General features: G+C 54.1%; 13 protein-coding genes. 9 read left to right on the top strand and 4 right to left on the bottom strand.

The window, feature by feature from the left end; genetic code table 11:
• The 4 genes from yidD to LZP96_RS24290 form a co-directional block, all read right to left on the bottom strand.
• Entirely contained in the window at window positions 1–258 is a 258-nt protein-coding gene (gene yidD, locus LZP96_RS15800) for a membrane protein insertion efficiency factor YidD (protein ID WP_001307474.1), read from the bottom strand.
• On the bottom strand, window positions 222–581 hold the full coding sequence (rnpA, locus tag LZP96_RS15795) for a ribonuclease P protein component (protein WP_064324212.1): 360 nt from the start codon (window positions 579–581) through the stop codon (window positions 222–224). The genes yidD and rnpA overlap by 37 nt, the downstream gene beginning before the upstream one ends.
• 15 nt (window positions 582–596) lie before the next feature.
• Entirely contained in the window at window positions 597–737 is a 141-nt protein-coding gene (rpmH, locus tag LZP96_RS15790; RefSeq protein WP_002220736.1) for a 50S ribosomal protein L34, read from the bottom strand.
• 228 nt (window positions 738–965) lie between these two features.
• A complete protein-coding gene (locus LZP96_RS24290; protein WP_442359980.1) occupies window positions 966–1,082 on the bottom strand; it encodes a hypothetical protein in 117 nt (38 codons plus the stop codon).
• Between the two features lie 255 nt (window positions 1,083–1,337).
• Between LZP96_RS24290 and dnaA the strand changes: the two genes are divergently transcribed.
• The 9 genes from dnaA to dgoD all read left to right on the top strand — a co-directional run bounded on the left by dnaA (window position 1,338) and on the right by dgoD (window position 12,039).
• Entirely contained in the window at window positions 1,338–2,732 is a 1,395-nt protein-coding gene (dnaA, locus tag LZP96_RS15785) for a chromosomal replication initiator protein DnaA (protein WP_064324213.1), read from the top strand.
• A gap of 4 nt (window positions 2,733–2,736) precedes the next feature.
• Complete coding sequence (dnaN, locus tag LZP96_RS15780; protein WP_064324214.1) at window positions 2,737–3,837, top strand: DNA polymerase III subunit beta; 1,101 nt, start codon at window positions 2,737–2,739, stop codon at window positions 3,835–3,837.
• Window positions 3,838–3,984: 147 nt separating this feature from the next.
• Window positions 3,985–5,058 (top strand): DNA replication/repair protein RecF, encoded by a 1,074-nt coding sequence (recF, locus tag LZP96_RS15775; RefSeq protein ID WP_064324215.1) that lies wholly within the window; start codon window positions 3,985–3,987, stop codon window positions 5,056–5,058.
• A gap of 28 nt (window positions 5,059–5,086) precedes the next feature.
• Window positions 5,087–7,501, top strand: a complete 2,415-nt coding sequence (gyrB, locus tag LZP96_RS15770; protein WP_064324216.1) for a DNA topoisomerase (ATP-hydrolyzing) subunit B — start codon at window positions 5,087–5,089, stop codon at window positions 7,499–7,501.
• A 188-nt stretch (window positions 7,502–7,689) separates the two neighbouring features.
• Window positions 7,690–8,502 (top strand): sugar-phosphatase, encoded by an 813-nt coding sequence (gene yidA, locus LZP96_RS15765; protein WP_064324217.1) that lies wholly within the window; start codon window positions 7,690–7,692, stop codon window positions 8,500–8,502.
• Between the two features lie 226 nt (window positions 8,503–8,728).
• A complete protein-coding gene (gene dgoR, locus LZP96_RS15760) occupies window positions 8,729–9,418 on the top strand; it encodes a D-galactonate utilization transcriptional regulator DgoR (protein WP_064324218.1) in 690 nt (229 codons plus the stop codon).
• Window positions 9,415–10,293, top strand: coding sequence for a 2-dehydro-3-deoxygalactonokinase (locus LZP96_RS15755; RefSeq protein WP_064324219.1), 879 nt, complete (start codon window positions 9,415–9,417; stop codon window positions 10,291–10,293). The genes dgoR and LZP96_RS15755 overlap by 4 nt, the downstream gene beginning before the upstream one ends.
• The gene (locus LZP96_RS15750; protein WP_064324220.1) at window positions 10,277–10,894 is read left to right on the top strand and encodes a 2-dehydro-3-deoxy-6-phosphogalactonate aldolase; all 618 of its coding nucleotides are present in this window, start codon (window positions 10,277–10,279) and stop codon (window positions 10,892–10,894) included. Before LZP96_RS15755 ends, LZP96_RS15750 begins: the two co-directional genes overlap by 17 nt.
• Window positions 10,891–12,039, top strand: coding sequence for a galactonate dehydratase (gene dgoD, locus LZP96_RS15745; protein ID WP_064324221.1), 1,149 nt, complete (start codon window positions 10,891–10,893; stop codon window positions 12,037–12,039). Before LZP96_RS15750 ends, dgoD begins: the two co-directional genes overlap by 4 nt.
• Window positions 12,040–12,119 lie beyond the last annotated feature (80 nt).

Raw genomic sequence — 12,119 nt, 5'->3', positions numbered from 1 at the left:
TTAGTGTTCTCTGGTATCAAAAGGTCCTGGGGGGACGGGATCGTCTCCACCTGGGTGTAAAGGGTGGCATTTTAATACGCGTTTCACCGTCAACCAACTGCCTTTTATCACTCCAAACCTGCGCAATGCCTCAATTCCGTAGCTTGAGCACGTTGGCGTGAAACGACAGTGTGGCCCGAGTAGCGGGCTAATCAGGCGCTGATAAACCCTAATAAGGGCTATCAGGACCCTGGAGCCAGGCGACAGTGGCGGCGCCATAATTTTTCCAACGCTTCCGAGAGAGCACGGTTATCGAGGTCGGCAACCCCCTTTTTAGCCACCACCACGAAATCCATTGAAGGCAGTTCGTGTTGACGTAAACGGAAGCTTTCACGCGTCAGACGTTTAATCCGGTTGCGTTCATGCGCACGCTTAACGTTTTTCTTGGCGACTGTGAGACCGATGCGGGGATGCCCCAGCGAATTTTGGCGGCCGAGGATGGTGATTTGCGGCGTGCCAGCCCGTTGTGGCTGCTGGAAGACGAAAGTGAAATGAGTGGGAGTTAACAAACGTAACTCCCTGGGAAATGCTAGCTTAACCACGCAGGGTTAGCTTTATTACTTGGAAACGGTCAGACGAGAACGGCTTTTAGCACGACGACGTGCCAGAACCTGACGACCATTTTTAGTAGCCATACGAGCACGGAAGCCGTGAGAACGGTTGCGCTTCAGTACAGACGGTTGAAAAGTGCGTTTCATGGCGATTTCTACCTAAACTTGAATAATTTCACTGACTTTCGCGTATACCCGAACGAATAACGAACGACTAACGCCTCAGCGTGTGTGATTAAAGAGGCCGGATTGTAATAATTGTACACTCCGGAGTCAATTCTCTTTCCTTATTTCCCGCGTATTTCCGCACGTTTTCGCGTGCAAAATGAGCAACGGACGACGCAGGAAGTCGAGCATCACGCGCCGGGTGGGGGATTATACGGTCTCTCGTTGAAATCGCAAGGATCGTCCAGGATCTTCGTGAGATCTTTTAAGCCAAAAAAGGTCCCTGCTTATTAAATTTTTCAATATGCGGCCTAAATCGTGGGGCACGCGTACCAGGATCGTTTACACTTACTCGGTTTCGGATCTTCCTGTGGATAAATCGGGAAGAATCTGTGAGAAACAGAAGATCTCTGGCTCAGTTTAGGCTATGATCCGCGGTCCTGATCGGGATCCCAGGGGCCCGATTGGGAGAAATTGCAGAGAGCAATTCGCACGTCACCCTTTTGCACAGGGTCTTTTCGACGTGTGTCAAAAATCACGAATTTTCAGTATTTTTCTTTTATTGTTCGAGTGGAGTCCGCCGTGTCACTTTCGCTTTGGCAGCAATGTCTTGCCCGATTGCAGGATGAGTTACCAGCCACAGAATTCAGTATGTGGATCCGCCCATTGCAGGCGGAACTGAGCGATAACACGCTGGCTTTGTATGCGCCAAACCGTTTCGTGCTTGATTGGGTAAGGGATAAATACCTCAATAACATCAATGGATTGTTAAACGATTTTTGCGGCACCGATGCGCCGCAGCTGCGTTTTGAAGTCGGTACCAAGCCGGTGACGCAAACGCTCAGAGAAACCGTGAATGTTGCCGCACCTGCGCAAATTCATGTGCCTACTCCCCGCATTGTTCAGCCTGCACGCGCAGGCTGGGATAACGTTCCAGCACCCGCTGAGCAGACCTACCGTTCTAACGTTAACGTGAAGCACACGTTTGATAACTTCGTTGAAGGTAAGTCCAACCAGCTGGCGCGTGCAGCGGCCCGCCAGGTAGCGGATAACCCAGGCGGCGCGTATAACCCTCTGTTTCTTTATGGCGGCACCGGTCTGGGTAAAACTCACCTGCTGCACGCGGTGGGAAATGGCATTGTGGCCCGTAAGCCCAATGCGAAAGTGGTGTATATGCACTCCGAGCGCTTCGTTCAGGACATGGTTAAAGCCCTGCAAAACAATGCGATCGAAGAATTTAAACGCTACTACCGTTCTGTTGATGCGCTGCTGATCGATGACATCCAGTTCTTTGCCAATAAAGAACGATCCCAGGAAGAGTTTTTCCACACCTTTAATGCGCTGCTGGAAGGTAATCAGCAGATCATTTTGACGTCGGATCGCTATCCTAAAGAGATCAACGGGGTTGAGGATCGTCTGAAATCCCGATTTGGCTGGGGCCTGACCGTGGCGATCGAGCCACCGGAGCTGGAAACCCGCGTCGCGATCCTGATGAAAAAAGCCGATGAAAACGACATTCGTCTGCCAGGCGAAGTGGCGTTCTTTATCGCGAAGCGTTTGCGTTCAAACGTACGTGAACTCGAAGGCGCACTGAACCGCGTTATCGCTAACGCCAACTTTACCGGCCGGGCGATTACCATTGATTTTGTGCGCGAAGCGCTGCGCGATCTGCTGGCATTGCAGGAAAAACTGGTCACTATTGATAATATTCAGAAGACGGTGGCCGAGTATTACAAAATCAAAATTGCAGACCTGCTCTCCAAGCGACGTTCTCGCTCGGTAGCGCGTCCGCGTCAGATGGCGATGGCACTGGCAAAAGAGCTAACCAACCACAGTCTGCCGGAAATCGGCGATGCGTTTGGTGGCCGTGACCATACGACCGTCCTTCATGCCTGCCGCAAGATTGAGCAGTTGCGTGAAGAAAGCCACGACATAAAAGAAGACTTTTCCAATTTAATCAGAACCCTATCATCGTGACGCTATGAAATTTACCGTTGAACGTGAACATTTATTAAAACCGCTGCAACAGGTGAGTGGCCCATTAGGTGGCCGCCCGACGCTACCTATTCTTGGCAATCTGCTGTTGCAGGTCGCTGACGGCACGCTGTCGCTGACGGGTACCGATCTTGAAATGGAAATGGTTGCGCGTGTCACGCTGTCTCAGCCGCATGACGCAGGCGCAACGACCGTCCCTGCGCGTAAGTTCTTTGATATCTGCCGTGGATTGCCCGAAGGCGCGGAAATCGCCGTTCAGCTGGAAGGCGATCGGATGCTGGTGCGTTCTGGCCGCAGCCGTTTCTCGCTCTCCACGCTGCCGGCTATCGACTTCCCGAACCTGGATGACTGGCAGAGTGAAGTTGAATTCACCCTGCCGCAGGCGACGATGAAGCGTCTGATCGAAGCCACGCAATTCTCGATGGCCCATCAGGACGTTCGTTACTATTTAAACGGCATGCTGTTCGAAACCGAAGGTGAAGAGCTGCGTACCGTGGCGACGGACGGACACCGTCTGGCCGTCTGCTCCATGCCTGTTGGAGAGAGCCTGCCGAACCATTCGGTGATTGTGCCGCGTAAAGGCGTGATCGAACTGATGCGTATGCTCGACGGCGGCGAAAACCCGCTGCGCGTGCAGATTGGCAGTAACAACATCCGCGCTCACGTGGGCGATTTCATCTTCACGTCCAAGCTGGTAGATGGTCGCTTCCCGGACTATCGTCGCGTATTGCCCAAGAATCCGGACAAAACGCTGGAAGCGGGCTGCGATATCCTTAAACAGGCCTTCGCGCGTGCGGCTATCCTCTCTAACGAGAAATTCCGCGGCGTGCGTCTGTTTGTTCACGAAAACCAGATCAAAATCACCGCCAACAACCCCGAACAGGAAGAAGCAGAAGAGATTCTGGACGTCACCTACGCCGGGGCTGAGATGGAAATCGGCTTTAACGTCAGCTACGTGCTCGACGTACTGAACGCGCTGAAGTGTGAAAACGTCCGTATTCTGCTGACCGACTCCGTTTCGAGCGTGCAGATCGAAGACGCCGCATCGCAGTCGGCGGCATACGTTGTTATGCCAATGCGACTGTAGTGAAGAATATCGGGCGATCTTACCTGCCTTTTTCAGCCTGGGCTGTGCGCGTCTCTGTCACCTGGTTCCTGTACGTGCCAGAGACGGCGTGCCGTCCACGTTGAAACCGGCTGCGCCGATTACGCCCTGGCCCGAAGATACCCTGATATGTCACTGACGCGCCTGTTAATCAAAGATTTCCGCAATATCGAAAACGCGGATCTCGCTTTATCTCCCGGCTTTAATTTCCTGGTTGGCGCCAATGGCAGCGGCAAAACCAGCGTGCTGGAAGCTATTTATACGCTTGGTCATGGGCGGGCATTTCGCAGCTTGCAGATTGGCCGCGTCATTCGCCATGAACAGGATGCGTTTATCCTTCACGGGCGTTTGCAGGGGCAGGATCACGAAACCGCGATTGGCCTGACGAAGGACAAGCTTGGCGACAGCAAAGTGCGCATCGATGGCACCGACGGTCATAAAGTTGCCGAGCTGGCGCTGTTGATGCCGATGCAGCTGATCACGCCTGAGGGGTTTACTTTACTCAATGGCGGCCCCAAATACAGAAGAGCCTTCCTCGACTGGGGATGCTTCCATAATGAGGCGGGATTTTTCAGCGCCTGGAGCAACCTGAAACGGCTGCTCAAGCAACGTAACGCCGCCCTGCGCCAGGTGACCCGCTACGCCCAGCTGCGTCCCTGGGATTTAGAACTCATTCCACTGGCGGAACAACTCAGCCGCTGGCGAGCCGAATACAGCGCGGGTATTGCCGAAGATATGGCGGATACCTGCAAACAGTTTTTACCGGAGTTTTCTCTCACCTTTTCCTTCCAGCGTGGCTGGGAGAAAGAGACGGATTATGCCGAAGTGCTTGAGAGAAGCTTTGAACGCGATCGCATGCTGACCTATACCGCGCACGGCCCACACAAAGCGGATTTTCGCATTCGTGCCGATGGCGCACCGGTCGAAGATACCTTATCACGCGGGCAGCTCAAACTCCTGATGTGCGCGCTACGTCTGGCGCAGGGAGAATTCCTGACTCGTGAGAGCGGGCGACGCTGTCTGTACCTGATAGATGATTTTGCCTCGGAACTTGATGACGCACGGCGCGGGCTGCTTGCCAGCCGCTTAAAAGCCACGCAGTCGCAGGTTTTCGTCAGCGCAATTAGCGCTGAACACGTTATAGACATGTCGGACGAAAATTCGAAGATGTTTACCGTGGAAAAGGGTAAAATAACGGATTAACCCAAGATAAAATGAGCGAGAAACGTTGATGTCGAATTCTTATGACTCCTCCAGTATCAAAGTCCTGAAAGGGCTGGATGCGGTGCGTAAGCGCCCAGGTATGTATATCGGCGATACCGATGACGGCACCGGTCTGCACCACATGGTATTCGAGGTCGTGGATAACGCAATCGACGAAGCACTCGCGGGTCACTGTAAAGATATTATCGTCACCATTCACGGCGATAACTCCGTATCCGTACAGGATGACGGGCGTGGTATCCCAACCGGTATTCACCCGGAAGAGGGCGTGTCGGCGGCAGAGGTCATCATGACCGTTCTGCATGCGGGCGGTAAATTCGATGATAACTCCTATAAAGTTTCAGGCGGTCTGCACGGCGTCGGCGTTTCCGTTGTTAACGCCCTGTCGCAGAAACTGGAGCTGATTATCTACCGCGAAGGCAAAATACATAATCAGGTTTATACCCACGGCGTGCCGCAGGCTCCGCTGACCGTGACCGGTGATACCGAAAAAACCGGTACCACGGTGCGCTTCTGGCCAAGCCACGAAACCTTTACTAACGTCACTGATTTCGAATACGACATTCTGGCGAAACGTCTTCGCGAGCTGTCATTCCTGAACTCCGGTGTCTCTATCCGCCTGCGCGATAAGCGTGACGGCAAAGAAGACCATTTCCATTACGAAGGCGGCATCAAGGCGTTTGTTGAGTATCTCAACAAAAACAAAACGCCAATCCACCCAAATATCTTCTATTTCTCTACTGAAAAAGACGGTATCGGCGTGGAAGTGGCGCTGCAGTGGAACGACGGTTTCCAGGAAAACATTTATTGCTTCACCAACAACATCCCACAGCGCGATGGTGGTACGCACCTGGTCGGCTTCCGTACGGCAATGACCCGTACGCTGAATGCCTACATGGACAAAGAAGGCTACAGCAAAAAAGCGAAAGTCAGCGCCACTGGTGATGATGCGCGTGAAGGCCTGATTGCGGTTGTGTCGGTAAAAGTTCCTGACCCTAAATTCTCTTCTCAGACCAAAGACAAACTGGTCTCTTCCGAGGTGAAAACGGCGGTTGAACAACAGATGAACGAACTGTTGAGCGAATACCTGCTGGAAAACCCAACGGATGCGAAAATCGTGGTCGGCAAAATTATCGATGCCGCCCGTGCGCGTGAAGCGGCACGTAAAGCGCGTGAGATGACCCGCCGTAAGGGCGCGCTGGACCTGGCTGGCCTGCCGGGCAAACTGGCGGACTGCCAGGAGCGCGATCCTGCTCGCTCTGAACTGTACCTTGTGGAAGGGGACTCTGCGGGCGGCTCCGCGAAGCAGGGCCGTAACCGTAAAAATCAGGCGATCCTGCCGCTGAAGGGTAAAATCCTGAACGTGGAAAAGGCGCGCTTTGACAAAATGCTCTCTTCTCAGGAAGTGGCGACGCTGATCACCGCGCTCGGTTGCGGCATCGGTCGCGATGAGTACAACCCGGACAAACTGCGCTATCACAGCATCATCATCATGACCGATGCCGACGTCGATGGTTCACACATCCGTACGTTGCTGCTGACCTTCTTCTATCGTCAGATGCCAGAAATCGTCGAGCGCGGCCATATCTACATTGCCCAGCCACCGCTGTACAAAGTGAAAAAAGGCAAGCAGGAACAGTACATTAAAGACGACGAAGCGATGGACCAGTATCAAATCTCCATTGCTCTGGATGGCGCAACGCTGCACGCCAATGCGCATGCACCCGCGCTGGCCGGTGAGCCGCTGGAACGTCTGGTTTCTGAATATAACGCCACGCAGAAAATGATTGGCCGCATGGAGCGCCGTTTCCCGCGCACCTTGCTGAAAGCACTGGTCTATCAGTCAACGCTGGCTGAAGCGGATCTGAGCGACGAACAGACCGTGACGCGCTGGGTCAACCAGCTGGTGACCGATCTGAACGAGAACGAACAGCATGGCAGCATGTGGAAGTTTGACGTGCGTGAAAACGCCGAACTGAACCTGTTCGAGCCGATTATTCGCGTGCGTACGCATGGTGTGGACACCGATTATCCACTGGATCACGAGTTTGTGACCGGTGGCGAATATCGTCGTCTGTGCGCGCTGGGTGAAAAACTGCGCGATCTGATTGAAGAAGATGCGTTCATCGAGCGTGGCGAACGCCGTCAGCCAGTGACCAGCTTCGAGCAGGCGCTGGAATGGCTGGTGAAAGAGTCGCGTCGTGGCTTGTACATTCAGCGTTATAAAGGCCTGGGCGAAATGAACCCGGAACAGCTGTGGGAAACCACCATGGATCCGGAAAGCCGTCGTATGCTGCGCGTCACCGTTAAAGATGCGATTGCTGCCGATCAGCTGTTCACGACCCTGATGGGCGATGCGGTTGAACCGCGCCGTGCCTTTATCGAAGAGAACGCCCTGAAAGCAGCGAATATCGATATCTAAGTTATCCCCCTCCCCTCAGCCCTCTCCCACAAGGAGAGGGTGTACGGTCCCTCTGCCTGAAGCAGAGGGTGAGGGGAAAACCTGCGCAAAAGAGGAATCCCCCCCTCACACCCCATCCCCTTTCTTACCGTGTTTTTTGAGCGGAATCGCGTTAGCATGATCCAAGACTCATTTAACCTGGGGATCTCATGGCCATAAAACTCATCGCAATCGACATGGACGGCACGTTGCTGCTGCCTGACCACACCATCTCTCCTGCTGTCAAAAATGCCATCGCCGCTGCCCGTGAAAAGGGCGTCAATGTCGTCCTGACCACCGGTCGTCCGTATGCGGGCGTGCACAGCTACCTGAAAGAGCTGCACATGAATCAGCCGGGTGATTACTGCATTACCTATAACGGCGCACTGGTACAGAAGGCGGCGGACGGCAGCACGGTGGCGCAAACCGCGTTGAACTATGACGATTATCTGTTCCTGGAAAAACTGTCACGCGAGGTCGGTTCTCATTTCCACGCGCTCGACCGTAATACGCTCTATACCGCTAATCGGGATATCAGCTACTACACGGTGCATGAGTCTTTTGTTGCCACAATTCCGCTGGTGTTCTGTGAAGCCGAGAAAATGGACCCGGCTACGCAGTTCCTCAAAGTGATGATGATTGACGAGCCTGAAATTCTGGATAAAGCGATTGCGCGTATCCCGGCAGAGGTAAAAGAGAAATACACCGTGCTGAAAAGTGCGCCGTACTTCCTCGAAATCCTGGATAAACGCGTCAATAAAGGCACCGGTGTGAAATCTCTTGCGGATACGCTGGGGATTAAATCAGAAGAGATCATGGCGCTGGGCGATCAGGAAAACGACATCGCTATGATCGAATATGCGGGCATGGGTGTGGCGATGGATAACGCCATTCCGTCGGTGAAAGAAGTCGCCAATTTCGTCACTAAATCCAACCTGGAAGACGGCGTTGCCTACGCGATCGAGAAATTTGTCCTGAACTAAGTTCTGCTGAAACTCATCAGCCTCGGTTATCAACCGGGGCTTTTTTTTGCGTTGAATTTATCGAATTGTTCTTTTTGTGATCTGGATTGTAGTACAACATTAAATGATTGTACTACATTACAGCCACGGCAATGACGAAAGGCATCACGTTTGTACTGCAAAAGTGAGGCGAAATTCAGCGCTCGCGGTAAAGTAGGGATGGACTTACAGAGCACAAGGACTCTCCATGACGCTGAATAAAACCGATCGCATTGTGATCACGCTGGGTACCCAGATTGTGGGTGGCAAATACGTTCCCGGTTCGCCGTTACCCGCAGAAGCCGAGCTCTGCGAAGAGTTTGAAACCTCGCGCAACATCATCCGCGAAGTGTTTCGCTCGTTGATGGCGAAGCGGTTGATAGAAATGAAACGTTATCGCGGCGCCTTCGTCGCCCCGCGTAACCAGTGGAACTACCTCGATACCGATGTCCTGCAGTGGGTGCTGGAAAATGACTACGACCCAAGACTGATTGGCGCGATGAGTGAGGTACGTAATCTGGTTGAACCGGCCATCGCCCGTTGGGCAGCCGAACGCGCAACGTCAGGCGATCTGGCGCAAATTGAATCGGCGCTCAACGATATGATCGCCAATAACCAGGACCGGGATGCCTTTAACGAAGCGGATATCCGCTACCACGAGGCCGTATTGCAGTCAGTACATAACCCGGTCTTACAACAGCTTAGCGTGGCGATCAGTTCGCTGCAGCGAGCCGTCTTTGAACGAACCTGGATGGGTGATGAGGCCAACATGCCAAAAACTCTTCAGGAACATAAGGCGCTATTCGATGCGATACGGCATCAGGATAGCGATGCGGCAGAGCAGGCGGCACTCACGATGATCGCCAGCTCAACACGAAGGTTAAAGGAAATCACATGACACCTCGCTACATCGCCATAGACTGGGGATCGACCAATCTGCGCGCCTGGCTTTACCAGGGCGACGAATGTCTGGAGAGCAGGCAATCAGAATCGGGCGTGACGCGCCTGAACGGTCAATCACCCGAGGCGGTGTTAGCGAAAGTGACCTCTGGATGGCGCGACAGCGCCACGCCAGTCATCATGGCGGGTATGGTGGGCAGCAATGTGGGCTGGAAGGCTGTGCCTTATCTGCCTGTTCCCACCTGTTTCTCTGCCATTGGGCAGCAGTTAACGTCCGTTGGCGACAATGTGTGGATTATTCCCGGTCTTTGCGTTTCACGTGACGATAACCATAACGTGATGCGCGGTGAAGAGACACAATTGCTTGGCGCCCGCACCCTTTCTCCTTCGTCTGTCTACGTTATGCCCGGCACCCATTGCAAATGGGTCCAGGCAGATGAGAAGCAAATCCACGATTTTCGTACCGTGATGACCGGTGAATTGCATCATTTGCTGCTCACACACTCGCTGGTGGGTGCGGGTTTGCCGGAGCAGGACTCGTCTGCACAGGCGTTTACCGCCGGGCTTGAGCGCGGCCTCGCCTCGCCTGCCGTATTGCCACATCTCTTTGAAGTTCGCGCGTCGCACGTGTTGGGAAACCTGCCCCGCGAGCAGGTCAGCGAATTTTTATCCGGCCTGTTGATTGGCGCAGAAGTCGCCAGCCTGAGTGAGCAGTTCGCCGGGCAACAGGCCATCACCCTCGTCGCGGGTTCATCGCTGACCTCTCGTTACCGCCAGGCGTTCAATGCCGTGGGGCGTGATGTCTCAGCGGTTGATGGCGACACGGCATTTCAGGCAGGAATAAGGAGCATCGCTCATGCAGTGGCAAACTAATCTTCCCCTTATCGCTATCTTGCGCGGCATCACGCCCGACGAGGCAGTCGCGCACGTTGGCGCCGCGATCGACGCCGGTTTTGACGCCGTGGAAATCCCGCTTAATTCTCCCGAGTGGGAAAAGAGCATCCCGGCGGTGGTGGAGGCGTTCGGTGACAAAGCGCTGATCGGGGCTGGCACCGTATTGCAGCCCGAGCAGGTAGATCAGCTTGCGAAAATGGGCTGCAAACTCATCGTCACGCCAAATATTCACCCTGAGGTGATCCGTCGAGCCGTCAGTTATGGCATGACCGTCTGCCCTGGCTGTGCGACGGCGACAGAAGCCTTCACGGCTCTCGATGCAGGTGCCCAGGCGCTCAAAATTTTCCCTTCATCGGCTTTTGGGCCGGATTACATCAAGGCGCTGAAAGCGGTACTCCCCGCCAGCGTTCCGGTCTTTGCCGTGGGGGGCGTGACGCCTGAAAACCTGGCGCAATGGATTAACTCCGGTTGTGCGGGAGCAGGGCTGGGCAGCGATCTCTATCGCGCCGGGCAGTCCGTTGAACGTACCGCCACTCAGGCGGCGGCATTTGTAGAAGCGTATCGAGAGGCAGTGAAATGAAAATAACTAACATCACCACGTACCGTTTACCCCCGCGCTGGATGTTTTTGAAAATTGAAACCGATGAAGGCGTGGTTGGCTGGGGTGAGCCTGTTATCGAAGGACGCGCACGCACCGTTGAGGCCGCCGTGCATGAACTCAGTGAATACCTGATTGGCCAGGATCCGGCACGCATCAACGACCTGTGGCAGGTCATGTATCGTGCAGGTTTCTACCGTGGTGGCCCCGTTCTGATGAGCGCGATTGCAGGCATCGATCAGGCATTGTGGGATATCAAAGGGAAAGTGTTGAATGCGCCGGTCTGGCAACTTATGGGCGGTCTGGTACGCGATAAAATTAAAGCCTATAGCTGGGTGGGCGGCGATCGTCCTGCAGATGTCATTCAGGGTATAAGAACGTTGCGCAATATCGGCTTTGACACCTTTAAGCTGAATGGCTGCGAAGAGATGGGCGTGATTGATAATTCACGTGCCGTGGACAAGGCGGTGAGCACCGTTGCGCAAATTCGCGAAGCTTTCGGGAATGAGATTGAATTTGGCCTCGATTTCCACGGCCGCGTCAGTGCGCCAATGGCGAAAGTCTTGATCAAAGAACTGGAGCAGTATCGGCCGCTGTTTATTGAAGAGCCGGTGCTGGCAGAACAGGCGGAATATTATCCAAAACTGGCGGCGCAAACCCATATTCCTATTGCCGCTGGCGAACGCATGTTCTCGCGCTTTGAATTTAAGCGCGTTCTGGAAGCGGGCGGTCTGGCAATTCTGCAACCCGATCTGTCGCACGCTGGCGGCATTACCGAATGCTACAAAATCGCCGGTATGGCCGAAGCCTACGACGTGGCCCTGGCACCGCACTGTCCGCTGGGACCGATCGCACTGGCGGCGTGTCTGCACGTCGACTTTGTTTCGCGCAACGCCGTGTTCCAGGAGCAGAGCATGGGCATTCACTATAACCAGGGCGCGGAACTGCTCGATTTTGTGAAAAACAAAGAAGACTTCAGCATGGAAGGCGGTTTCTTTAAACCGTTAACGAAGCCGGGCCTGGGCGTGGACATTGACGAAGCCAGGGTCATAGAGCTGAGTCAAAATGCGCCGGACTGGCGTAATCCGTTGTGGCGTCATGAAGACGGCTCCGTCGCCGAATGGTAATGTCCTTCATCCTTCGCGCCGCAGATGCGTTGGCTTCGATTGTGCACCCCAGTCACTTACTTGAGTAAGCTCCCGGGGAT

It is taken from the genome of Huaxiibacter chinensis, from assembly GCF_022171985.1.
Lineage (GTDB): Bacteria > Pseudomonadota > Gammaproteobacteria > Enterobacterales > Enterobacteriaceae > Enterobacter > Enterobacter chinensis_A.
This window is presented reverse-complemented; position numbering and strand designations above follow the sequence as displayed.